At 54.7% G+C, this 24,437-nt stretch carries 21 protein-coding genes; 16 read left to right on the top strand and 5 right to left on the bottom strand.

Annotated features, from left to right (window positions below; translation table 11 throughout):
- The first annotated feature begins 178 nt into the window (after nt 1-178).
- From BLV85_RS02715 to BLV85_RS02685, 7 genes are all read left to right on the top strand, one after another.
- Nucleotides 179-1,642: a DUF3375 domain-containing protein gene (locus tag BLV85_RS02715; RefSeq protein ID WP_090411864.1), complete on the top strand. Its 1,464-nt coding sequence runs from the start codon at nt 179-181 to the stop codon at nt 1,640-1,642.
- A 2-nt stretch (nt 1,643-1,644) separates the two neighbouring features.
- Nucleotides 1,645-2,280 (top strand): DUF4194 domain-containing protein, encoded by a 636-nt coding sequence (locus BLV85_RS02710; RefSeq protein WP_090411862.1) that lies wholly within the window; start codon nt 1,645-1,647, stop codon nt 2,278-2,280.
- Nucleotides 2,273-5,665, top strand: coding sequence for an ATP-binding protein (locus tag BLV85_RS02705; RefSeq protein WP_090411860.1), 3,393 nt, complete (start codon nt 2,273-2,275; stop codon nt 5,663-5,665). Before BLV85_RS02710 ends, BLV85_RS02705 begins: the two co-directional genes overlap by 8 nt.
- Nucleotides 5,662-6,849: a DUF3322 domain-containing protein gene (locus tag BLV85_RS02700; protein WP_090411858.1), complete on the top strand. Its 1,188-nt coding sequence runs from the start codon at nt 5,662-5,664 to the stop codon at nt 6,847-6,849. Before BLV85_RS02705 ends, BLV85_RS02700 begins: the two co-directional genes overlap by 4 nt.
- Nucleotides 6,850-7,000: 151 nt before the next feature.
- Complete coding sequence (locus BLV85_RS02695) at nt 7,001-8,353, top strand: MFS transporter (RefSeq protein ID WP_090411856.1); 1,353 nt, start codon at nt 7,001-7,003, stop codon at nt 8,351-8,353.
- A 44-nt stretch (nt 8,354-8,397) separates the two neighbouring features.
- Nucleotides 8,398-9,111 carry a SagB/ThcOx family dehydrogenase gene (locus BLV85_RS02690; protein ID WP_218132764.1) on the top strand — a complete coding sequence of 238 codons (714 nt, stop codon included), beginning with the start codon at nt 8,398-8,400 and terminating at the stop codon, nt 9,109-9,111.
- 3 nt (nt 9,112-9,114) lie between these two features.
- Nucleotides 9,115-10,173 carry a M28 family peptidase gene (locus BLV85_RS02685; protein ID WP_218132763.1) on the top strand — a complete coding sequence of 353 codons (1,059 nt, stop codon included), beginning with the start codon at nt 9,115-9,117 and terminating at the stop codon, nt 10,171-10,173.
- A gap of 21 nt (nt 10,174-10,194) precedes the next feature.
- Here the strand turns inward: BLV85_RS02685 and BLV85_RS02680 are convergent, their stop codons facing one another.
- On the bottom strand, nt 10,195-10,797 hold the full coding sequence (locus BLV85_RS02680) for a helix-turn-helix transcriptional regulator (RefSeq protein WP_245725056.1): 603 nt from the start codon (nt 10,795-10,797) through the stop codon (nt 10,195-10,197).
- Nucleotides 10,798-10,944: 147 nt separating this feature from the next.
- Between BLV85_RS02680 and BLV85_RS02675 the strand changes: the two genes are divergently transcribed.
- Both BLV85_RS02675 and BLV85_RS02670 read left to right on the top strand, forming a co-directional pair.
- Nucleotides 10,945-11,283 (top strand): hypothetical protein, encoded by a 339-nt coding sequence (locus BLV85_RS02675; protein ID WP_090411852.1) that lies wholly within the window; start codon nt 10,945-10,947, stop codon nt 11,281-11,283.
- 21 nt (nt 11,284-11,304) lie between these two features.
- Nucleotides 11,305-11,730 carry a DUF2231 domain-containing protein gene (locus BLV85_RS02670; protein ID WP_090411850.1) on the top strand — a complete coding sequence of 142 codons (426 nt, stop codon included), beginning with the start codon at nt 11,305-11,307 and terminating at the stop codon, nt 11,728-11,730.
- Between the two features lie 169 nt (nt 11,731-11,899).
- Here BLV85_RS02670 and BLV85_RS02665 read toward each other — a convergent pair whose 3' ends face one another.
- A complete protein-coding gene (locus BLV85_RS02665) occupies nt 11,900-12,613 on the bottom strand; it encodes a hypothetical protein (protein WP_143032277.1) in 714 nt (237 codons plus the stop codon).
- Between the two features lie 408 nt (nt 12,614-13,021).
- Nucleotides 13,022-13,996 carry an META domain-containing protein gene (locus BLV85_RS02660; RefSeq protein ID WP_176973902.1) on the bottom strand — a complete coding sequence of 325 codons (975 nt, stop codon included), beginning with the start codon at nt 13,994-13,996 and terminating at the stop codon, nt 13,022-13,024.
- A gap of 611 nt (nt 13,997-14,607) precedes the next feature.
- On the opposite strand from BLV85_RS02660, the gene BLV85_RS02655 reads away from it, so the two are divergent.
- Genes BLV85_RS02655 through BLV85_RS15415 form a run of 5 tightly spaced genes read left to right on the top strand, consistent with a single transcriptional unit; the run spans nt 14,608 to nt 19,118 of the window.
- Nucleotides 14,608-14,832, top strand: a complete 225-nt coding sequence (locus BLV85_RS02655) for a helix-turn-helix domain-containing protein (protein WP_090411844.1) — start codon at nt 14,608-14,610, stop codon at nt 14,830-14,832.
- 9 nt (nt 14,833-14,841) lie between these two features.
- Nucleotides 14,842-17,262, top strand: a complete 2,421-nt coding sequence (locus tag BLV85_RS02650) for a type I restriction-modification system subunit M (RefSeq protein WP_090411842.1) — start codon at nt 14,842-14,844, stop codon at nt 17,260-17,262.
- On the top strand, nt 17,259-18,506 hold the full coding sequence (locus BLV85_RS02645) for a restriction endonuclease subunit S (RefSeq protein ID WP_090411840.1): 1,248 nt from the start codon (nt 17,259-17,261) through the stop codon (nt 18,504-18,506). The genes BLV85_RS02650 and BLV85_RS02645 overlap by 4 nt, the downstream gene beginning before the upstream one ends.
- Nucleotides 18,503-18,874, top strand: coding sequence for a Fic family protein (locus BLV85_RS15420; protein WP_218132762.1), 372 nt, complete (start codon nt 18,503-18,505; stop codon nt 18,872-18,874). Before BLV85_RS02645 ends, BLV85_RS15420 begins: the two co-directional genes overlap by 4 nt.
- Nucleotides 18,875-18,887: 13 nt before the next feature.
- Nucleotides 18,888-19,118, top strand: a complete 231-nt coding sequence (locus tag BLV85_RS15415; RefSeq protein WP_218132761.1) for a Fic family protein — start codon at nt 18,888-18,890, stop codon at nt 19,116-19,118.
- Between the two features lie 4 nt (nt 19,119-19,122).
- Here BLV85_RS15415 and BLV85_RS15075 read toward each other — a convergent pair whose 3' ends face one another.
- On the bottom strand, nt 19,123-19,290 hold the full coding sequence (locus BLV85_RS15075; RefSeq protein ID WP_176973901.1) for a hypothetical protein: 168 nt from the start codon (nt 19,288-19,290) through the stop codon (nt 19,123-19,125).
- Nucleotides 19,291-19,447: 157 nt separating this feature from the next.
- Between BLV85_RS15075 and BLV85_RS02635 the strand changes: the two genes are divergently transcribed.
- On the top strand, nt 19,448-22,540 hold the full coding sequence (locus tag BLV85_RS02635) for a type I restriction endonuclease subunit R (RefSeq protein ID WP_090411837.1): 3,093 nt from the start codon (nt 19,448-19,450) through the stop codon (nt 22,538-22,540).
- Nucleotides 22,540-23,253, top strand: coding sequence for a M48 family metallopeptidase (locus tag BLV85_RS02630; protein WP_090411835.1), 714 nt, complete (start codon nt 22,540-22,542; stop codon nt 23,251-23,253). Before BLV85_RS02635 ends, BLV85_RS02630 begins: the two co-directional genes overlap by 1 nt.
- A 280-nt stretch (nt 23,254-23,533) precedes the next feature.
- Here BLV85_RS02630 and BLV85_RS02625 read toward each other — a convergent pair whose 3' ends face one another.
- Complete coding sequence (locus BLV85_RS02625; protein WP_090411833.1) at nt 23,534-24,400, bottom strand: YicC/YloC family endoribonuclease; 867 nt, start codon at nt 24,398-24,400, stop codon at nt 23,534-23,536.
- Between the last annotated feature and the right edge of the window lie 37 nt (nt 24,401-24,437).

Below are 24,437 nucleotides of genomic sequence, written 5' to 3'. Positions count from 1 at the left end.
CTGTTTGAATTAGAGTAAACAGTTTGTGTGGCGTGTTTTTGTGCTGAATGATCGTGTGAAATATAGGAAAATCTACAGTTTTCCACGAAACACTCAAGAAACACTCAAGTAACCATGTGGGCTGAATCGTTCTTGCACGCCGGTTGGCCGCGCAAGAACGAATGCAGCCATTCCTGTCATGACCCTCGATTACACCACGCTTGATCTGCTGCGCCAGAACCATCCTGCCTGGCGCTTGTTGCGTTCCGATCATGCTCCATTGGTAGCCAGTTTCCTGCAGCGAGTATTCGTCATTCCCAATGTGCGGGTGATGGCGCAGGCGGATTTGTCCGAGGCATTGGAGGATGAGTTGTTTAATTTACGTGAACAGCTGGGAGATGCGGCTTTTCCCAAGTCTGCACTGGAATACCTCAATGACTGGGCCAGTATTGAGAAAGGCTGGTTGCGCAAATTCTACACCCACGGATCGGATGAACCGCATTTTGACCTGACCCCGGCCAGCGAGAAAGCGATTGCCTGGCTGGGAACGCTGGTAGAGCGTAGCTTTGTCGGAACGGAATCACGTTTGTTGACGCTGTTCGAATTGCTCAAGCAGATGAGCGAAGGCAGTGAAACGGATCCGCAGGCGCGGATTGCGGAGTTGCAAAAGCGCCGTGACGAGATCGATATGGAGATAGCCCGGATAGAGGCGGGGGATCTGCCGCTGCTGGACGATACTGCGCTGAAAGATCGCTTTCAGCAATTCACGCAACTGGCGCGTGAATTGCTCACGGATTTCCGTGAAGTGGAGCACAACTTTCGCAGTCTGGATCGGCGCGTGCGTGAGCGCATCGCATTGTGGGCCGGCGCGAAAGGCGTGTTGCTGGAAGAGATCATGGGTGAACGCGATGCGATTGCCGATTCGGACCAGGGCCGCAGCTTCCGGGCGTTCTGGGATTTTTTGATGTCGAGCAGCCGGCAGGAGGAACTGACAGCTTTGCTTGAACGGGTGTTGTCCTTGGCGCCGATTGCCGAACTCAAACCCGATGCGCGCACTCACCGGATCCATTATGACTGGCTGGAAGCCGGTGAGCATACACAGCGCACGGTGGCCCGGCTTTCACAGCAATTGCGGCGCTTTCTGGATGATCAGGCCTGGCTGGAAAATCGTCGTATCATGGATATCCTGCAAGGATTGGAAGCCAAGGCATTGGCATTGCGGGCATCATCCCCAGCGGGCGAGGTGATGACCATTGACGCTCCAGCGGCATCCGTCGAGTTGCCGCTGGAGCGCCCACTGTATACTGTCAATGCCAAAACAGCGATCGTCGATATCGTGCTGCCATCGGATGACGACGATGCGCAGGAATGGCAGATGGACGCGCTGTATTCGCAAGTAGTCATCGACAAGGCACGCATGGCCCGGCATATTCGGCATGCCTTGCAGGACCGTTCACAGATTACGCTTGGCACGCTCTGTCAGCTGCATCCGCTGCAGCATGGTTTGGCGGAGCTGGTGACTTACCTGGAGCTTGCGGGCAAGTCATCCAAAACCGTCGTCGATGAGGATACGACTGAAACCATCACCTGGCAAAGCGCCACGGCCGATGGAAAGCAAGCCATGAAGCGCGTGCATATGCCACGCGTGATTTTCGTGAGGTAGGAATGGGAGAAGATATCTTTGAAGAAACTACAGCCACCCACGATTTATCGGCATTGGTCATTCCATTGCTCAAAGGTGTGATTTATCAGGAAGGCAATGCCGTACAATGGAGTGCGCTGCTTGCGCTGCAGGCCCGCGTGCGGGATTATGTGGCGGTGTTGGGGCTGGATGAGGCGGAAGGCTATGCTTTTCTGCGCGCGCGTTCGGACGAGGGGGATGATACGGTTTCCAAATTGCCACGGTTGGTTGCCAGGCGCCCATTATCTTTTCCGGTGAGCCTGCTATTGGCGCTGCTGCGCAAGAAGCTGGCCGAATTTGACGCCAGTGGCAGCGATACGCGGCTGGTGCTGACCCGGGATGAGATCGTTGACTTGATGCGGGTATTTTTGCCGGAAAGCAGCAATGAGGCACGCCTGGTCGACCAGATCGAGACATATCTCAATAAAGTGGTGGAACTGGGCTTCCTGCGCCGGTTGCGTGCGGGCGCGGCGAACCCGGGAGGGCAGGCAGCGGTGTTCGAGGTGCGGCGCATACTCAAGGCGTTTGTCGATGCCCAATGGCTGGCTGAGTTGGATGCGCGCCTGGCCGGCTATCGGGCGCATCTTGCGGGGGAGATAGAGGAACGCGGGGATGAGTGAATTGCGAACGCAACAGCTGGATTTCGTGGGCGACGACACATTGGCCGGTTTCCGTCTGCACCGTTTGGAGGTTCTCAACTGGGGAACTTTCGGTGAGCGGGTGTGGACTTTGCAGCTTGACGGCAAGAACGGCCTGCTGACGGGCGATATTGGCTCGGGTAAATCCACGCTGGTCGATGCCGTGACGACCTTGCTGGTCCCGGCGCAGCGCATTGCATACAACAAGGCTGCCGGTGCGGACAGCAAGGAGCGCACGCTGCGCTCCTATGTGCTCGGTCACTACAAGTCGGAGCGGAATGAAGCCAGCGGCGCCGCCAAGCCGGTGGCGCTGCGTGATGCCCGCAGCTATTCCGTGATCCTGGGGGTATTTCATAATGCGGGCTACGACCAGACAGTGACGCTGGCGCAGGTGTTCTGGATGAAGGATGCACAGGGTCAGCCGGCCCGTTTTTTTGTGGGCGCGGAACGTGCTTTGTCGATCGCTACTGATTTTGCACACTTTGGCTCCGATATCACGCAATTACGCAAGCGGCTGCGTGCGGACAGCGGCGGTCGGGGCGCGGAAGTGTTCGACAGCTTTCCGCCCTATGGCGCCTGGTTCCGGCGGCGCTTTGGGATCGACAATGAACAGGCACTCGAGCTGTTCCATCAAACGGTGTCGATGAAATCGGTTGGCAATTTGACTGATTTCGTCCGCAGTCACATGCTCGAACCTTTCGATGTCGCGCCGCGTATCGCAGCGCTGATTGACCATTTCGATGATCTCAACCGGGCGCATGAGGCCGTGCTGAAAGCCAAGCAGCAGGTGGCGCTGCTATCTCCACTGGTTGCCGATTGCGAGCGGCATGCTGCGCTGAATCAGCATCTGGAAGAACGCCGCGCCTGCCGTGAAGCACTCAAGCCTTATTTCGCGGGCTTGAAGCTGGCATTGCTGGAGAAACGGCGGGCGAATCTTGCCGCTGAGCGGGCGCATCTGGATGCACTGATCAAGCGAGGCGAAGCACAACGCGAGGCCCGGCGCGCCGCAATGGAAGAACTCAAGCGCAGCATTGCCGAGAACGGCGGCGACCGGCTTGAGCGGCTGGCTGTCGAGATCCACAACAAGGAGCAGACACGCCAGGCACGTGAACGCAAGGCGCAGCGTTATGCTGAACTGGTGCGGGCGGTTGATGAAATCCCGGCTGGTGATGAAGCGGATTTTATCGTGCAGCGGCAACGATTCCAGCAGCTGGAAGAAGCGGCGCAGGCGCGCGAGGCCAGCCTGCAGAATGACTTGACCGAGCATGGCGTCAGTCTGCGTCAGGGTAAACAGGCGCATGATGCATTAAGTGCCGAAATCAACAGTTTGAAAGCCCGGCGCAGTAATATCCCGGCGGAGCAGATTGCCATGCGTGCCGCGCTCTGCAAAGCGCTGGAGGTGCCCGAAACGGAAATGCCCTTTGCCGGCGAGTTATTGCAAGTGCATGAGGCGGCGCGCGATTGGGAGGGTGCGGCAGAGCGTTTGTTGCGCAACTTTGGTTTGTCGCTGCTGGTGCCGGATGCGTATTACATGGCCGTTGCTGAATGGGTTGATAAAACACAACTCAGAGGACGGCTGGTCTATTTCCGGGTGCGCCCGCATGCGCGCAGTGAGCCTCCCGCGTTGCACCGGGATTCGCTGGCGCGCAAGCTGATTATCAAGCCCGATTCTCCCTTTTACGATTGGCTCGAGCGTGAACTGGCATACCGCTTCGATATTGCCTGTTGCGACACCCAGGCGCAATTCCGTCGCGAGACGCGCGCCATTACCCGCGCCGGACAGATTAAAGCGCCCGGCGAGCGGCATGAAAAAGACGACCGCCACCGGCTGGATGATCGTGGCCGTTATGTGCTGGGCTGGGGTAACGCGGCCAAGATCGCCGCGCTCGAAATCAAGGCGAAACAGCTGGAGAGCGATCTGGGCGAGCTGGGTGGCCGCCTTGGCAAGATTCAGGCCGAGCAGAGCCTGCTCAAGGAACGCCTGACGGTATTATCCAAACTGGGTGAGTACGCTGATTACCATGAGCTCGATTGGCAGTCGCTCGCCGTGGAGCTGGCGCGACTGCAGGATGAAAAGCAGCAGCTGGAATCGGCCTCCGATGTGCTTAAGCAATTGACCGAACAATTGAATGAGGCCAGCCTGGCGTTGAAGCATAGCGAGGCCCAGCTGGAAACACATAAGGATAAGCGTTCCAAAATCGAGCAGAAGCAAAGTGACAGCGCAGCCTTGCATGCACAAACACAAACCCTGCTGAATGACGCCGGTCTGGCCGATTCAAATCCTGCGGCCTATTTTGAAATACTCGACCAGGCGCGCAGTGAAGTGCTGGGCGAACATTCCTTGACCGTCGAATCTTGCGACCACCGCGAGCGTGACCTGCGTGACTGGCTGCAAAAGCAGATCGAAAACGAAACCAGGAAACTCAGCACCTTGGGAGAACGGATCGTCAAGGCGATGACTTCCTATAAGGAAGCATTCAAGCTCGAAACTTCCGAGATCGACGCCAGCATCGAGGCGGCGTTTGAATACCGCACTATGCTGCGGAGTCTGCAGAGCGATGACTTGCCACGCTTTGAGGCGCGCTTCAAGGAGTTGCTCAACGAGAACACCATTCGTGAAGTGGCGAATTTCCAATCACAACTGGCACGCGAGCGGGAAACAATCAAGGAGCGAATTGCGCGCATCAACGAATCACTGACCGGCATCGACTACAACAGCGGCCGTTATATCGTACTGGAAGCACAGCCGACACCCGATGCCGATATCCGGGATTTTCAGTCGGAACTGCGTGCCTGCACCGAGGGCGCGCTGACCGGATCGGACGACAGTCAGTATTCCGAGGCCAAGTTTTTACAGGTGCGGCATATTATCGAGCGTTTCCGCGGGCGCGAAGGCCAGTCCGAGCTGGATCGCCGCTGGACTGCAAAAGTGACCGATGTGCGCAATTGGTTCATGTTCGCCGCCAGCGAGCGTTGGCGGGAGGATGATAGCGAGCATGAGCATTATTCGGATTCGGGTGGCAAGTCCGGTGGCCAAAAGGAGAAACTGGCTTACACCATTCTGGCGGCGAGCCTGGCCTATCAGTTCGGCCTGGAATGGGGCGCGGTGCGCTCCCGTTCTTTTCGCTTCGTGGTTATCGATGAAGCTTTTGGACGGGGCTCGGATGAGTCGGCGCAATATGGGTTGCGCTTGTTTGCTCAGCTCAATCTGCAGCTTCTGATCGTCACCCCTTTGCAGAAAATTCACATCATCGAGCCTTATGTTGCCAGCGTGGGGTTTGTGCATAACGACGATGGCCGCGCTTCCAGGCTGCGCAATCTCTCGATCGAGGCATACCAGGAAGAGAAGGCCAGAATGACTGGATGAACTGGACGAGTCCGGCGGATTTGCGCGCCCAGGTACAGAAGCTGTGGGAGCGGGGTGACATTCTGGCCAGTCTGGCGACAGGCGAATCCCTGTTTCCACGGCGCTTGCCGCTTAAATGCCCTACATCGGCTGAAATGAGCGAGCATTTCGATGCCGTGCGCGCCTGGATCAGTGCGCTGCGCGAAATAGCCTGCTGCCGGGTGGAAATGCGCGCGTTCAGGCACCGGGTCTTCGGCACCAATGCAGTGCCGCATGCGGTATGGCTGGACAGTACCGAAGATGCCTTGAAGCTGCTAGGCAAGCAGCGGGAAGCGGCGCGTTTCATTGCATTGGTTGACATGACGCGCGCCCGGCATCCGGAATTGTCAGATTGGCTGGCCCGGAAGCCACAGCGGGCACTGGCGCTGGCCGAGGATTGGGAACGTTTGCTGGCAGTCGTCGCTTGGCTGAAGGCACATCCGCGCCCAGGCGTATACCTCAGGCAGGTCGACATCCCGGGCGTGCATAGCAAGTTTATCGAGCGCCACCGGGGGGTGCTCAGCGAACTGCTGGACAGCGCGCTGCCGCCCGCGGCAATCGATACCGCAGCCTCTGGCGTGACGCAATTCGCCCGCCGATACGGTTTCCTGGATAAGCCGGTTTGTATTCGCTTCCGGATGCTGGATCGCGCGCATGCCTTGTTGCCTGAAATTGGCGAGCGGGATATGGCCTTGGATGCGGAGAGTTTTTCCCGGCTGGGTCCGGGTGTGTCACGAGTGTTCATTACCGAGAACGAAATCAACTACCTGGCTTTTCCTCCCATTCAGGACAGCCTGATCATTTTTGGGGCAGGCTATGGCTTCGAAATGTTGGGCCGGGCAAAATGGCTGGCGCGTTGCCGCATTCACTACTGGGGCGATATCGATACCCATGGTTTCGCCATACTCGACCAGCTCCGCAGCCAGTTCGGGCATGTGGAATCATTCCTGATGAACCGCGCGACCCTACTGGCGTTCGAGGCGCACTGGGGCACGGAAATTAGACCAACTGCCCGCAACCTGACACGGCTTGGGCTGGAAGAACAGGCGCTGTATGACGATTTGCGTGATAACCGGCTCGGTAAAAATATCCGGCTTGAGCAGGAACATATTGGATTTGGCTGGCTGGAATCAGCGCTTGCCGCGCTCGCAATGCGCGGCGGCTGAAAATAACCGCTGCGCAAGCACACCCTGCAAGGCTTTTCCCAGAGTGAGGATGGTTGGATATTTTGACGAAACTGCGCAAACATTGTGATATATCTGGCATTGTATAGGCTGGATGGGTTGGGCTTGATCGTTATCCGGCGGGAAAGGGTTTATGACACAACGCGTTAGGGCTTCAAAGAAGGAAATATTCGGCTGGGCGATGTTCGATTTCGCAAACCAGGCCTATACATTGCTGATCGTGACGGTCGTGTTCGGCGACTTGTTTACCCGGGTGATAGTCGGGGATGCGCCCGATTACCGGTTGGGCAATCTCTTGTGGAGCTTGTCACTGGCAACGGGTTATCTGGGGGTGGTGCTGCTTTCGCCGATTGCGGGTGCGGTCATGGATTACACCGCCAGCAAAAAGCGCTTCTTGTTCGCCAGCTATCTGTTGACCGTCGTCAGTACCGCGGCACTCTATTTTGTGGCGCCGGGTTATGCCTGGTTGGGTGTGTTGTTGCTGATTGTGTCGAATTTTGCTTATTCGATTGGCGAGGCATTCATTGCCGCCTTTCTGCCAGATTTGGGTCCGCCGGAGGATCTGGGAAAAATATCCGGTTTTGGATGGGCGCTGGGTTATGTTGGTGGCATGGTGTCAGCCATTTTTGTGTTGCTGGTGCTGGGTGAGGTGAGCGCGGAAAATTTCGAAAACATACGCTGGGTCGGGCCCTGGGCGGCGTTCTTCTTTCTGGTGGCGGCCATTCCAACCTTTCTCTGGGTTCGGGAACGGGGGATCCCCAGGCCCTTGCCGTCCGGGGTCAATTATCTGCGTCTGGGATTTGGCAGAGTGCGGACCACCATCGAACATATCCGGGATCGGCGTGATCTGGCCATCATTCTGGTGTCGATATTTTTCGCGATGAGCGGCATTTATATCATCATTACCTATGCCTTCATCTATGGCGCCCAGATCATCGGCTGGGACGAGCAGGTCAGGACATGGATGTTCATCATCGTGCAGATTACAGCCGCGCTTGGGGCGGTGGCCTTTGGTTTCATTCAGGACCGGTTCGGGGCTTTGTTTACTTATCGGCTGACACTGGTATTGTGGATGCTGGCGATTGCGCTGATTTTCTTGACACCCGACATCGCCGAAGCAGGGCGTATTCATTTCGGGCTCGAGTGGCAGGCGCAATATATATTTTTGCTGGTGGGGAGTGTGGCGGGCTTGAGCCTGGGTTCTTGCCAATCATCCACGCGCACGCTGATAGGTTTGTTTTCGCCGCTGTCGCGCTCAGCCGAGTATTTTGGATTTTGGGGACTGTCGATGAAGCTGGCCGGGATGGTGGGATTGCTGGCGATCGGTCTGCTGCAGATTCTGGTTGGCCTCAAAAGCGCGATTTTGTTCTGTGTGGTGTTGTTTGGAGCGGCATTGTTCTTCAGCCGTAATGTCGACGAGTCGCGCGGGCGCCAGGCGGCCGATCGCGCGGAGAACGATTTTCCGGTAAAGGCCGCCGATTCCTGATAACTGTTGACCGGCACGGAGCTGCCACAGTCAAGGAGCGATATATGCATCGATCCGGCATCGATTTATGCGCCAAGGTCTGGCGGCATTGGGCGATGGGCTGGTTCATCCCTGGATGCCTGATTTTGACAATGGGGGGCAATGCCATGTCCGAAGATCAGAAAACGCGTGAAATACAGTTGCCCGCTGCCGTTCACCGGGGTGCGGTTTCGCTGGAGCAGACGTTGTCAACGAGGCGATCTGTGCGTGAGTACAGCGATCAACCCTTGACGCTGGCGCAGATTTCTCAGCTGCTATGGGCCGCCCAGGGTATGACTCATCCTGGCGGCTTCAGGACTGCGCCCTCGGCCGGGGCGCTTTATCCTCTGGCAATCTATCTGATCGCCGGGAAGGTGGGCGGCTTGGAAGCGGGTATCTACCAATATGTGCCGCACCGCCATGCCCTGGCCGTGAAAGCGCTCGGGGAGAAGCGTTCTGCACTCAGCCAGGCCGCGCTCCAGCAAAGGGCAGTGAGCCAGGCGCCAGCAACCATTCTGTTGGCAGCCGTTTATGCACGCACAACCGGCAGGTATGGCGAGCGTGGCAAGCGCTATGTGCATATGGAAGCCGGGCATGTTGCGCAGAATGTCGCTTTGCAGGCGGTCTCCCTGGGGCTTGGCGCTGTGTTCATTGGTGCATTCCAGGATGATCTCGTGCAGCAGGCTGCCGGTTTGCCCGCGCCGCAGGCGCCTTTGTATCTGATTCCTATTGGACGGTAACGGATGCGCTGTCCAAATTTCATGAACGGGACCCATGTCAAGTCATTGTTTGCCAGAATCAATATCAGGCCGGGAGTTGTTTATGGACGCATTGCTAGTCTCTGGATCTGGACAGTCTTTGTTATCCTGGTGGGGTATTTATCCACCGGCGGGGCATCCATGACCAACTTTCAGTTTGACAAAAGCGACAGCATGCGGCGCATGGAGGCGCATCTGCGTCTGCTCACCGTGGAAATCGGTGAGCGCAGTGTGTACCGGCTGGATCAGCACAGCAAAGCGCGGGATGCGATTCATGCGGCTTTTGAGCAGATCGGTCTTCAGCCCAGGCTGGAAACTTACGACTATAAGGGGGCGGCGGTATCCAATGTGGTTGCCGAAATCGCACGGGGAGAGCATCCCACCCGGCGCTATGTTGTCGGTGCGCATTACGATAGCGTTTACGGCACGGTCGGTGCGGATGACAACGCCAGTGGCGTGGCGGTTTTGCTGGAACTGGCGGCCATGCTCCAGCAAAACCGTGCCTTGTTGGCCGATGACCTGGTGATTCGGCTGGTTGCCTTTGCGCTCGAAGAGCCGCCTGTCTTCTCGACGCGTTTCATGGGAAGCAGAGTGCATGCACGCGCCATGCAGGCCGGCCAGGAGTCGCTGGAAGGCATGATCTGCCTGGAAATGGTGGGCTACACCTGTCATGAGAAAGGGTGCCAATCCTACCCTTTCCCCCTGAATTTCATGAATTATCCCAAAACAGGCGATTTCATCGGTATCGTGGGGAATTTTTCATCCAGAAGTTTTACGGCTGCGCTGCAGGAGGCTTTCCAGAACAACCCGGCGCTGCCCACCGTTTCGCTGAATGTGCCATTCAACGGCTGGCTGATGCCGACCATCCGCTTCAGCGATCACGCCTCCTTCTGGGATGAAGGCTATCCGGCGGTCATGGTGACCGATACCGCTTTTTACCGCAATCCCCACTACCATCGCCGCTCGGACACCATGGATACGCTGGATATCGATTTCATGGCAGAGCTGGTGCGCAGCCTGCTTTTCTTTTTCACGCAGCGCTAGCGGGGGCATCTTGCCAGCCTCCTAGTTGGCGGAATCGGCGATCCTGAAACAGCAGCGGTTGCCGTTCCGGACGATGCACTCCTTGTGTTCGATTTTTGCCTTGAGCAGCGCGGCCAAGAAGCTTAAGTCGAGCGTGCAGAAGCCTTCGCACTGCTGAGCAAGCGCCTGGAAAACGCAATTGTTGGCAATGATTTCCAGGCGCTGTTCTGGCGTTTGCACGACATGGGCATCATAGCCCAGCTCGGACAGGATGGCGGCCACTTCACGCAGTTTGCCGGCCTGTGATGCATGTTTGGCGAGCCGGCTCTCATACTCGCTCGCCATTTGTTGGCCAAGATCCGTCAGGCAGCTTTCGAGCGCTTGCTCTCCCATGTGCTGGTTTGTCCAGGCAAGCAGAAGCTTGGCCAGAAGGGCGTATTGTCTTTGAAAAAGCTCCAGGCCACTCGGCGTGAGCGTATAGACGCGACTGGGTCTGCCGCCGGTGCTTTCCAGCAAGGTGCTTTGGGTAAAACCACTCTCGCCGAGACTGGCGAGGTGCTGATTGACGGCGTTACGCGAAATTGCGAGCCGGCTTGACAATTCTTCTATGGTGAGCCCCTCGCGATGATGGAGCAGTGTTGTCAATAGCGATTGCTGGCGCTGGCCTAAAAGTGAAAGTGCAGACATTTTCAGGATAGGTGGATTAATTTGCAACTTTTGACATATATATATTGAAAAAGTGCCGGAACATGCAGTATAGTTGAAATCCTTACGCAAAAAAGGAGGGAATCAATGCTTACATATGTCATTCTGATATTAGCGGTTGCTGCTGTTGGCGGTATTTTTCTGGCTTCTAAAATTTTTTCAGGCCAGCTGGCGCCATGGCCAGTCTCCATTGTACACGCCTTGCTGGGCGCCACGGGTCTGGTCATGCTGATCATGATGGTGCTGGGGGGCGCGGCTGAAGGGCGTTTGAGTGCCGCGCTCGGCTTGTTGGTGGTCGCTGCGTTGGGCGGATTTTATCTTGCGTCGTTGCATGCCAAAGGCACCGTCGCACCCAAAAATGTCGTCATTATTCATGCAGGGGTGGCGGTCGCAGGCTTCCTCACGTTACTCAGTCTATTGTTTTAAAAGCAACATTCAGGTGATGCCATGAGACACCCCTTACACCCGATTATCGTGCATTTTCCCGTCGCAACCTGGCTCCTCTCAACCATTGGGGATATGGCCGGCTTGTTCGGCAACGAGCAAGTCAGTTGGGTGGCAGGGGTGTTACTCACGGTCGGTACCATTACCGCTTTGCTGGCCATGGTGACCGGTCTGATGGAGCTTGGCAAAATCGATCCACAGCATCCTGCGATGAAGACCGCCAATCAGCATATGCTGCTCATGCTGGCAAGCTGGTCATGCTATGCCGTGAGCCTGTTTTTGCGCCTCGATGGCGCCAGCCTCGGCCAGCCAGGCACGCTTGCCCTGATCCTGTCGGTTGCAGGTGCCGTGACCTTGTGCATCGCTGGCTGGCTGGGCGGCAAGCTGGTCTATGAACATGGCATCGGTGTCCGTGCCTCTGGCGTTTGAAGCAAGATTCGTAAGGATCCCGGCTATTTGTGTCTTGCCGGTTATGCACGCATACCATCTCACCTCTGCCACACTTCGATAATTCTCACCATGGCTGCTTGCTCCGGCACCAGCACGATTAGAACCATTCCCACCAGTCTTATTGTGCTGGCGCAAGCGATCTGGTTGGTTAGGGTTTGGCAAGACAAAGATTCGTTACCGTTTTGTTATCGTCGGCGTGTGCCACGATTCGGAAAGATACTACCATGGCCTTTCTGAAAGCCGCGTTGTGAAAGTCTTGCGGATTCAGGTTCTGGACTGAAACAGCTGGACCGGGTTCATCGTCATTGTTAACTATCACTTCGTTCTCTGGACTGACATTATTCCGGGTTGCCAGGGTCCTCGCCAAATCGACTTCCAGGCCCAGGCTGCTTGATCCGGTTGCAGCCAGGCAGATATCGGTTGCCGGCTTCAGATCCAGAAAATGTGCATGCCAGGTTGCGTCATTGTGTTCTTCATCATTGATCCCAAAAAGTGCCGCCAGCAGGCCGGTGGTGTTGTCGCCGCATGCATGGCCTGCGGGGCCCTGCACCAGACTGTCCGCCACGCATAGGTGGGAGGTCAGAGCGAGTACGTTTTCCGGATAGCCGTCACTGTTAACGCCGGTTATAACACCGTAGCCGATGGCGCCAAGCGAGCCTTGTGTTGGAACCGGGCCATCCGCTTGAATCGTTATATTGACCTTGCCTTTTGATCTGGTGATGACATGATTGGCGACTTTCGCCCATGTGCCGGTATTTTCTGTCGTGAGCATATTCTGGATAAGTCCATCGGATGCGCCTGCCTGCATGCCAGAGAATGTCGATAGAGTCAGCAAGAAGGCTGACAGAGATGTCTTGTTCATATTCTTGTCCTCCAATTGCGTGGGTGAAATTCGGAAAATCCTCATCGAAACCGAAGCTGCGTGATTCTTCTTTCCTGGCGCGACCAGCTTTTAATTCCCCACTATCAAATTTTCCGCAAGATGCCGACGATACGGGGTCGCTGATTGACGCCTGAGTGTCGCGGGCCTGATAAAGTGCTGACCCGTTACCGAATCTAACAAGATGGGACTCACAGATGACTTACAGATTGGAAGAAATGGCGATTTGCCGGCAAATCGGCTCGCATTCACTCCGGTAGAAAATTGCTGATTACGAAGCGGGTATGCCAGGCGTGATGGAGTGGGTGTTAGTCATGTACCTGAAAAATAGAATAATTCCGCTTGAACTTGAATTATTCTCCGGGACCGGCTGTGTGTGGGCCAACGCAATTACCGTGCGTGAAGTGCCGGCTGGTCGAGTTTCAAGCGGGCGCTGATCCGCCGGTTGTCTGCGGTGATCAGCACCAGTTCGCCGTCAGTGCCGATATCGAAGCGGATGACTTGTTCGAGGTGTTGGATCAGCCGGTTTTCCAGTGTCATGAGTGGCTCGCTGCAGGCCATCCTGGTACTGGCCAGCGGGCCGATGCGCAAACCCTCGCCACTCAGCGCGTGCCGCCCGCTGAAGCGGTTGCAGAACGCCTGGCCTGTCACCAGTCCGTCAGCGAAGAATTCGATGGTGCCAATGGCATCTTCTGCCACCAGTTCATCATCGATGGCGATGACTCGCCATGCTGCGCCCTGTAGCAGGTTTTCCGGCGCGCCGGCGCAACCTTGTGCCCGTGTCTGGCCGTGTGCCAGTTCGGCACGATAAGGATAGGGCATGCCGGTCATCGAGTCCTTGCAGAGCTGCTGGTAAATATCCAGCACCACTTCCACGCCATCGACTTGAGCGTGGATCCGTATGCCACCATTGGCGAGAGCCTGCCGGTGGCCTGTGACTGGCGTTGGGTCCGGGTTGTCGGGTGTGCGCAGCGTCAGTTGGCCGCTGTGGACATCGGTCAACCAGAAAGGCTCATTGCCACGAGCTTGCAGCCGGTCGGGCAGGGAACCCCGTTCAATGCAGTCTGGCCAGGGGCGGCCGGCAATCTGCAAGTAGGCGCTGCTGCCCTTGCTCCAGAAAAAAGTCTGCTCGTTGTCGGGCAGTTGGTATTTGGCGCCCGAGGCACTGCGCGCCGCCTTCAGTGCCAGCTCCGTCTCACCGGCGAGGACCGTGGCGTGCTCGTCAGCGTAGGTGACTGTCACCGGCAGGCGCCCGCAGTCCATTTGTACAGTCAGGGCTTGAGTCGCATGGGGCCGCGTGGCGCAACCGGCCAGTGAACAGACCCAAACTAATGTGGCAAGGCACAAAATTATGAATCGTGACATGAGTGGCCTCTTCATTGCATGATCTTTGGTTTAGGCGCAATGTGCTTACGCTGGGTTAGCCCGGCAACGTTTGCTGGGGAAAAAATTAAGAGAGTGAGCATCATGGAAAATCGCGCAATGTTTTGGATCTGCTCGCCGAATACAGAAATTGTACAATATTAAATCAATTGGTTAACGAAACAATTGTCCGGGAAAATTTCGTATTGTCTGCTACTTTCGCGGCTCGTCCCAAGGGTGCGCTTGCGCACCATTAAATACCCGACCGGCAGCTAGGAGGCTGTCCGAGAATAGACTGTTCTACTGCGGACGAGCCTGATTGGCTGGATTTTTCGATCCTTTTCGTTGAATAGAACGACTATTCGCCTCAAATGATCGAAAAATCCCGCTCAACCAGCCTCGCCCTCGCTACGATCACTATTCTCGGACAACCTCCTAGCCGTCACACAGCAAAAGCCGGTGCGCAAGCGCACCCTGCAGGATGTAAGTATGTCAATAAAAATTTCATTTCAACTGAAATAAGTTGTCATAAATGGAAATCGTGGTAGGGTATCGAACATCAATCCAATACCGGCAATAAGGGTGAAAAGTATCCCCAACCACGGAGAATCTACATGATCCGCTGCCACCTGGCTCGGCTGATGGGCGAGCATAAAATGCGCATAAGCGATGTGATCCGCGAAACCGGCTTAAGCCGCAATACCGTCACCCTGCTTTACAAAGAAACTGCTCAAAAAGTGGATTTAGAAGCGCTGGATAAGCTTTGCGTGCTGTTTGACTGCGAAATACACCATATTCTTGAGCGTGTGCCGGCCAAGGGCAGCACGTCAGCAAATTAAGGACGCCAAATGGCCATTAAGAAAACCGAACTCTACTCCTCCCTTTGGGCCAGCTGCGATGAGTTGCGCGGCGGGATGGATGCCAGTCAGTACAAAGACTATGTGCTGACGCTGCTGTTCATGAAGTATGTGTCCGACAAATACAAAGGCGACCCTTACGGCATGATCGCTGTGCCCCAGGGCGCCAGTTTTGATGACATGATCGCCTTGAAAGGCGACAAGGAAATTGGCGACAAGATCAATAAAATCATCAGCGCCCTGGCCGAAGAGAATGACCTGAAGGGTGTGATTGATGTCGCCGACTTCAACGATGAAGACAGGCTGGGCAAAGGCAAGGAAATGATCGATCGCCTGACCAAACTGATCGGTATTTTTGAAGGGTTGAACCTCTCGGCCAACCGCGCTGACGGCGACGACCTGCTGGGCGATGCCTATGAATACCTGATGCGCCACTTTGCCACCGAATCGGGCAAGTCCAAGGGGCAGTTTTATACGCCGGCAGAAGTGTCGCGCGTGCTTGCCAAGGTGATCGGCATTCATGCCGGCACGTCACAAGATGCCACCGTCTATGATCCGACCTGTGGTTCCGGCTCGCTATTGCTGAAAGCCAGTGACGAAGCGCCCCGTGGCCTGTCGATTTTCGGCCAGGAGATGGATAACGCCACCAGCGCGTTGGCGCGCATGAACATGATTCTGCACCACAACGCCACCGCCAAAATCTGGAAGGGCAACACGATTTCCGACCCGCAGTGGAAAGACGCCAACGGCCAGCTCAAAACCTTCGACTTCGCTGTCGCCAACCCGCCATTTTCCAACAAGAACTGGACCAGCGGCATCAACCCGGCGGAGGACGAGTTTGGCCGCTTCACTTGGGGCATTCCACCGGAGAAAAACGGCGACTACACCTTCTTGCTGCACATCATCAAAAGCCTGAAAAGCACCGGCAAAGGCGCGGTGATCCTGCCGCATGGCGTGTTGTTCCGGGGCAATGCCGAAGCGCGCATTCGTGAAAACCTGATCAAACAGGGTTACATCAAAGGCATAATCGGCCTGCCCGCCAACCTGTTTTACGGCACCGGCATTCCCGCTTGCATCATTGTGATCGACAAAGCACACGCCCAGGCGCGCACGGGCATCTTTATGATCGATGCCAGCAAGGGTTTCATGAAGGATGGCAACAAAAACCGCCTGCGCAGCCAGGACATGCACAAAATCGTCGATGTCTTCACCAAACAACTGGAACTGCCACGTTACAGCCGCATGGTGCCGCTTGCAGCGATTGCGGCCAACGATTACAACCTGAATATCCCACGCTATATCGACGCCAGCGAGCCGGAAGACCTGCACGACTTGCGTGCTCATTTGCAAGGCGGTATTCCCAACCGGGACATTGATGCCCTGGAACCCTACTGGCAAGTTTTCCCCAGCCTTCGCGCCACGTTGTTCACGGCAGACAGGGCGGGTTACAGCAAAGGCTTGGTAGCGGCCAGCCAGGTTAAAAGCACCATTTTGAACCACCGCGAATTCAAGACCTTTGCCGAGCAAAGTTTGCGACCCTTTAGCGCATGGTGCGAACGGGCGGCGCTAAAAGCCCTGCAACCGGGGGAGATGCCCAAACAGATCATCCACCGCATCAGTGAAGACCTGCTGGAAAGCTACGCCCACACCCCGCTGCTGAGCAAGTACGATATCTATCAAATATTGATGGACTACTGGGCGGAAGCCATGCAGGACGATGTCTATGTGCTGGTGCAGGACGGCTGGCCAGCCGGAAAAGTGCTGCGGGAACTGGTCGCCAAAAAAGGCGAAAAACTCAAAGAAACTCCCGACCTCACCCTCAACAAAACCAAGTACAAAGCCGAATTGATCCCGCCTACTTTGATTATCGCCCGCTATTTTGCCAGAGAGCAGGCCAACATGGATGCGCTGCAAGCCAAGTTGGATGGTGCGGCACAAGCGCTGGAAAGCTTTATCGAGGAAAACAGCGGTGAAGACGGTGGCCTGAGCGAGGCCCTGAACGAAAAAGACAAAGTCACCAAAACCACGGTCATGGCGCGGCTGAAACTCGCCACCGATCCAGACGAAAAAACCGCCCTGGCACACGCCAAAAAGCTGTTTGATCTTGAGGCCGATGCCAGAAAAGCCCTCAAGGATGCGCAAGAGGCGCTGGATTTGGCGGTATTGAAACAGTATCCGCAACTCAGTGACGCCGACATCCAAACCCTGATAGTCGAGGATAAATGGCTGGCCACCCTCAAAGCCCGGATCGAGGCCGAAATCGAGCGCATCACCCAGCAACTAGCCAACCGGGTCAAAGAGCTGGAAGAGCGTTATGCCGAGCCCCTGCCCACGATTACCCAGACGGTTGAAAACCTGAGCGATAAAGTGGCAAGGCACCTGAAGGCCATGGGCTTGGAGTGGGTGCAATGAATAACCATCAGGTTGCGGAAGTAAGTGCGGAATATCTGACAGAAGCAACGGGTAATGCTGTGCCTGCTGGGTATAAACAAACCGAAGTTGGGGTGATTCCGGAGGATTGGGAAACGAAACAACTCGGTGATCTTGTATACATTTGCAGTGGCGAGAGCCCATCTAAATTCCAGTTTCAGTCAGACGGTGTTCCGTATTTTAAGGTCGAACAACTGAACAATGGAGTCGTATACGCAGAGGCAACGCCCTATTTTGTTCTAACATCGAAAGTTGTGCCAGCCGGAAGCGTAATATTTCCCAAACGAGGAGCATCAATATTTTCCAATAAAATTAGAGTATTGAAGACAGATTCATTTATGGATACAAACTTAATGACTCTTACATGCTCTGCAAGTTTGGATGAACTTTATTTATATAACCAGCTAGCTTACCGAGGTATAGATTCGGTTGCCGACACAACATCTATTCCACAAATTAATAATAAGCACATTTATCCATACTTAATTCCTTTTCCTAACAAGGAAGAACAAACCGCCATCGCCAACGCCCTGTCCGATGTCGATGCGCTGATCAGCGAGCTGGGAAAACTGATCGCCAAAAAACAGGCCATCAAAACCGCCACCATGCAGCAACTACTCACCGGCCGCACCCGCCTGCCCCAATTCGCCCTGCGCGAAGATGGCTCGAAAAAGGGTTATAAGCAAAGTGAGTTGGGGGAAATTCCGGAGGATTGGGAGATTGCACCATTTGTAAGCCTGCTATCCATTCGTCACGGCAAAAATCAGAAAAGTGTAGAGGTTGAGAATGGGGAATATCCAATTTTAGCTACTGGCGGACAAATTGGATGGGCAAATAGTTATTTGTGGGATAAGCCATCGGTGCTTATCGGTAGAAAGGGCACAATCGATAAACCACGTTATGCAGATAAACCATTTTGGACAGTCGACACACTCTTTTACTCAGAAATCAAGCCTTGGGTAGATGCAAAGTTCGTTTACTACAAGTTTTGTATGATTGACTGGATGCAATACAACGAAGCTTCTGGAGTACCAAGCTTGAACGCAAGCATTATAGAAGGAATTCGTTCTGTGATCCCCAAAAAAGAGGAACAAACCGCCATCGCCACCATCTTGTCCGATATGGACGATGACATTCAGGCATTGGAGCAACGCCTCGCTAAAACCCGCCAGATCAAACAGGGCATGATGCAAGAGCTGCTGACGGGGAAAACAAGGTTGGTATGAATAAATACGCGCTCGGTGGCTCGCAAACCGCTTATCAGCCGGGTTCCGGCAAGCGCGTGTTGCTCAATAAGCTGGGCATTACCGATCTTGAGGAGATCGATGAGGCTGAGCTGCTATTATTGCAACAATTGTATGACCGGGTATTGCTTCAGCAACTGCCGGCAGGCGTCATCACGACCGAACACTTGAAAACATGGCATCGCCAGTGGCTGTTGCCGCTTTACGATTGGGCGGGCGCTGAGCGTTCGGTCAACATGGGCAAAAACGGGTTTCAATTCGCTGCCGCGGCGCAGATTCCTTATTTGCTCAAGCGCTTGGATAGCGATTATTTATCCAAACTCGCCTTGTCGTGCGTTAACGGACGATGAGCTGATCAAGGCCATGGCGATCATCCATGTGGAATTTATTCTAGTGCATCCGTTTCGCGAAGGTAACGGCGGGTTGGCGCGCATGTTGGCCGATGCGATGGCCGTTCAGGCGGGATATGGTACGTTGGATTATTCGTCTTGGGATGACAACCGGGATGCCTATTTTGCGGCGATTCGGCAAGGGCTGGATTGCAATTACCAGCCGATGATGAACTGGATTGAGCGAGCGTTTAATGAGATTTAAGGCGTTAGGGTGCCAGCACTAAATGTCTGAATTTAGTGCTGCCTGCCTTGAGCTTGGCTTCTATGACAGGTATGGGCTGACCCGTTTCGATGGCGGTGGAGCTGGCGACTGCACGAATAATCATGGTTTTGGTAACCTTGATTTCTTTATTCTTGCTGCGTTTGATTTTCATGAGAAGCTTAAATTTTTGCGTTACATATCATTTTAGATCATAACATGAAGGCTGAAATTAAAGCACTGCAATCATTGAACGATGAAAGCAGGCGTCAGAAAAACACGGATGATTGTCCGATAAGCATTGTGTACCGTTAGTTGAGTAGGAGTTTGCTTTGAGTCAGGTCGGCCAGCGCGAACGCGCCACACAAAATCGCATCGTCCAGTTCTTCCAAACGGAACTGGGCTATCGCTATTTGGGCGATTGGCGGGATAGAGACCATAACAAAAATATTGAAGTGGATATGCTGACCGCCTGGCTGAAAAAGCGTGGGGTGAGTGCTGCGCTGATCACGCGCGCGATTCGCCAGTTGGATGCAGCGGCGGCACTGGGAGAAGGCAAAAAGCTCTACTACGCCAATAAGGATGTCTACCGCTTGCTGCGCTATGGCGTGAAGGACAAAGCAGGCGCGGGCGAGCAGAACCAGACCGTGTGGTTGATTGACTGGCAAAACCCTGCAGCCAACGATTTCGCCATTGCCGAAGAGGTTTCCATAAAAGGCGAATACAAAAAGCGCCCTGATATCGTGCTCTTTGTGAACGGTATCGCGCTTTGCGTGATTGAGCTCAAGCGCTCGTCAGTCTCGGTGAGTGAAGGTATTCGCCAGAATCTGGATAACCAAAGGAAAGACTTTATCCGCAACTTTTTTACCACCCTGCAGCTGGTGATGGCGGGTAACGATACCCAGGGGCTGCGCTATGGCACGATCGAGACGCCTGAAAAGTATTACCTGGAATGGAAAGAGGATGTCGCCAATCCCTATGCGCGCCCGCTGGATTTTCACCTAAGCCGCATTTGCAACCCGCAGCGATTTTTGCAAATCATTCACGATTTCATCGTGTTTGACGCAGGGATTAAGAAGGCCTGCCGCCACAATCAGTTTTTTGGTGTTGAAGCCGCTAAGCGCCATGTCGCCAGACGGGAAGGTGGGATTATCTGGCATACCCAGGGCTCGGGCAAAAGTCTGACCATGGTCTGGCTGGCCAAATGGATACGGGAGAATGTAACAGACAGCCGTGTATTGATCGTCACTGACCGCACCGAACTGGATGAACAGATCGAGAAAGTATTCACGGGCGTTGAGGAAGACATTTATCGCACCCAAAGCGGTGCCGACCTGATTGCGACCTTGCATCAGCCTAATCCCTGGTTGGTGTGTTCGCTGGTGCATAAATTTGGCCGCCAGCCGGATAGTGCAAGCGATGCGGCCACCGAGGCGTTTATTGCAGAGTTGAAGCAGTCTTTGCCTGCCGGCTTCAAGGCCAAGGGTGATTGGTTTGTGTTTGTCGATGAGTGTCATCGCACGCAGTCTGGCAAACTGCATGAAGCCATGAAGTTGATCTTGCCGGCAGCCATGTTTGTGGGCTTTACCGGCACGCCGTTGATGAAAAAGGACAAAAAGAAATCCATCGAGGTGTTTGGCGCTTACATTCATACCTACAAATTCGATGAGGCGGTGGCCGATGGGGTGGTGCTGGATCTGCGCTATGAAGCGCGGGATATTGATCAGAACATCACTTCGCAGAAAAAGGTGGACGAATGGTTTGAGGCGAAAACCCGAGGGTTGTCTAATCTGGCGAAAACTCATCTCAAGCAGAAATGGGGCACCCTGCAAAAGGTGCTGTCCAGCAAGTCGCGCTTGCAGCAGATCGCGAATGACATCTTGCTGGATATGGATACCAAACCACGGCTGATGGATGGTTATGGCAATGCCATACTGGTCTGCTCCAGCGTGTACCAAGCCTGCAAAGCCTATGAAATGTTCAGCCACACCGATTTGGCAGGCAAAGTGGCCATCGTCACCAGTTTTCAGCCGACAGCGGCCAGTATCAAGGGCGAAGAAACCGGCGAAGGGCTGACCGAAAAGCTGTTCAAGTACGATATCTATCGCAGGATGTTGGCCGACTACTTCGAGCAATCTGAAGAGCAGGCCGTCAACCGTGTCGAGGCGTTTGAGCAAGCGGTCAAGCAGCGTTTTATCAAGGAGCCAGGCCAAATGCGCTTGCTCATTGTGGTGGATAAACTACTGACCGGCTTTGATGCCCCCTCTGCCACCTACCTCTACATTGATAAACAAATGTCCGACCACAGCCTGTTTCAGGCCATTTGCCGGGTGAACCGGCTGGATGGGGACGACAAGGAATACGGTTATATCGTCGACTATAAAGACCTGTTCCGGTCTCTGGATAAAGCCATCTCCGATTACACCCAGGGTGCGTTTGACGGATACGATAAGGAAGACGTGGCGGGTTTGCTGAAAGACCGTTTGGAACAAGCCAAACTCGACTTGGACAATGCGCTGGAAATGGTGCGTGCGCTATGTGAGCCGGTAAAAGCCCCGCGTCATACGGAAGACTATATTCACTATTTCTGTGGTGAGTCGGGCAGCAATCAAGACGAGCTGACCGAAAAAGAAGCGCTACGCCTGACGTTGTATCAAAACGTGGCGAAATTGCTGCGTGCTTTTGCCAACATTGCCAATGAAATGCCCGATGCGGGTTATTCTGCACAGGAGATCGAGTCGGTCCGCAACGAGGTGACTCATTACGAAAAAGTCCGTGAAGAAGTGAAGCTGGCCAGTGGCGACCTGGTTGAGATGAAGCGCTTCGAGCCAGCCATGCGTCACCTGCTGGATATGTATATCCGTGCTGACAACAGCGAAACACTGATGGATTTTGAAGAGCTCGGCTTAATCGAGTTGATCGTTGAAAAAGGCGCAGATGCAATGGACTCACTGCCCGAGCGCCTTCGCAACAACCCTGAAGCGATGGCGGAAACGATCGAAAATAACGTGCGCAGGACCATTGTGGATGAAAATCCGGTCAACCCGAAATACTATGAGCAGATGTCGGTATTGCTGGATGAGCTGATTACGCTGCGCAGACAAAAGTCGATTGAATACCAGGAATACTTGGAGCGCATTCGGGCGCTGGCGCACAAGGTGGTTCGTCCGGATCAGACCGCTTCAAACTATCCGCCGTCTATGAATACGGGCGCCAAACGTGCGTTCTACGATAACTTTGGCAACGATGAGGGTTTGGCGACCAAAATCGATCGCGCCATTCGCTACACTAAAAAAGCCGACTGGGTGGGCGACCGATTTAAAGAACGCGAAATCGCGAATGCGATACGCGAGAAAACTGCCGATTACCAGGTGGATATCCAGCGCGTCATGGCGCTGGCCAAGGCGCAGAAAGAGTACCACTGATGGCAACGCTGGAGATCGGTCCAATCACGATGCAGCTCCATCGCAAGGCGATCAAGAATTTGCATATCAGCGTTCTGCCGCCAGATGGTCGCGTTCGGGTATCGGCGCCTGAGTCCATGACGGAGACGGCTATCCGCATGGCGGTGATCAGTCGTCTACCCTGGATCAAGAAACAGCAAAGTGACTTCGCCAAACAACCCCGACAGTCTGACCGGGAGATGGTGAGCGGCGAATGTCACTACCTGTGGGGCAAGCGGTATCGCTTGAATGTCGTGGAACGATCTGGACGTCATGAAGTCAGGGTTGGACGTGGCAAAATCCACCTGTACGTCAATCCCGGTACCTCGCTTGAGAATAAAGCGTTGGTGCTTTCGGCGTATTGTCGCGTGGGTCTGAAGGCACGAATAGTCAGCCTGCTGGAATACTGGCAAAGCAAAATGGGCGTTGAGGCGGCCAGTTGGGGCGTAAAAAAAATGAAAACCAAATGGGGAAGCTGCAATACCGAAGCGAAACGCATTTGGTTGAACCTGGAGCTGGCCAAGAAGCCGCCAGAATGTTTGGAATACATACTGGTGCATGAGCTGGTTCACTTGCTGGAACGCAAGCACAGTGAACGCTTTAAGGCGTATATGGATAAATTCCTGCCTGATTGGAAGGAGCGTAGGAATCTTCTCAACAGGATGCCGCTGGCGCACAACCACTGGGTTTATTGAGGGTTTTTATCTCGCCCAGGACTTTGGGCCGACATGGCAAGCGGCGGCGGTTTTGGGGTGTGCAAAAAATTATGTGCCTGTGAATTATTTTCAGTAACGCGACAGATGTGACCGGTCCCTATCCAGGCGGTAAGTGGCGGTATCGATCGGTGCGCAAGCGCACCCTACGACGATTGGATCGTCACCGGCTCCTGCTTAGGATGCGCTTGCGCACTACCCAACCGACAAAGAACTGCGCCGTGCTTCTATCCTACTGGAAATTGTATCGAGGCATAAATAATTATTCAATGTTTTGGATCTGTTCGCGCAGTTGTTCGATCAGCACTTTGATTTCGACCGAGGCCTGGGTGATTTCGCTGTCGACTGATTTTGAGGCCAGGGTGTTGGCCTCCCGGTTGAGTTCCTGCATCAGGAAGTCGAGCCGCTTGCCGGCCACGCCACCTTTTTGCAGGGTGCGCTCGACTTCGTCCAGATGGCTCTGCAGGCGCGATAATTCTTCATCCACATCGATTTTATTGGCAAATAATGTGAACTCTTGGCGGATACGCTCGTCTTTTTCATCAAGGCCGGCAGCTTGCAGCCGGTTGAGCAATCTTTCCTGAAAGCCTGTCAGCATGGCCGGCAGGCGGGGCAGCAGGTCCAGCACCAGTTGGCGCAGCCGGTGCAGGCGTTCCAGCAACAGGAGCTTGAGCTTGTCGCCTTCGCGTTCGCGAGTGGCGATGAGTTCATGCAGTGTGGCTTGCAATAATTCCATGCAGGGGGCGTGCAGTTCGCTGAAGGAAACGCGGTCGCTGTCGAGTACGCCGGGCCAGCGCAGGATATCCGACAGGGTGAGATCGCCGGCATTGGGAAAGACCGATTTGATCTCATGGCTCAGGTCGCGCAGCTCGTGCAGGAGCTCGTTGTTCAGCCGTTGCCGCTGAATGGCGCCGGGATAGGCGGTGAAGGTCAGACGGCAGTCGATTTTGCCGCGCGCCAGCCGGGCGCCGAGCAGTTCGCGCATGTCCGGCTCCAATGGCCGGAATTCATCTGGCAGCCGGAACAGGAGATCAAGATAACGGTTATTGACCGAGCGCAGCTCCAATGCCAGAGAACCCTGCGGGATTTCCTTGGAGATTGCTGCATAACCTGTCATGCTAGTGATCATGGGTGCATTCTCCTGGTGTGTGGTCCAGCGATATTCA

This window comes from Nitrosomonas halophila (assembly GCF_900107165.1).
Classification (GTDB): Bacteria; Pseudomonadota; Gammaproteobacteria; order Burkholderiales; family Nitrosomonadaceae; genus Nitrosomonas; species Nitrosomonas halophila.
This window is presented reverse-complemented; position numbering and strand designations above follow the sequence as displayed.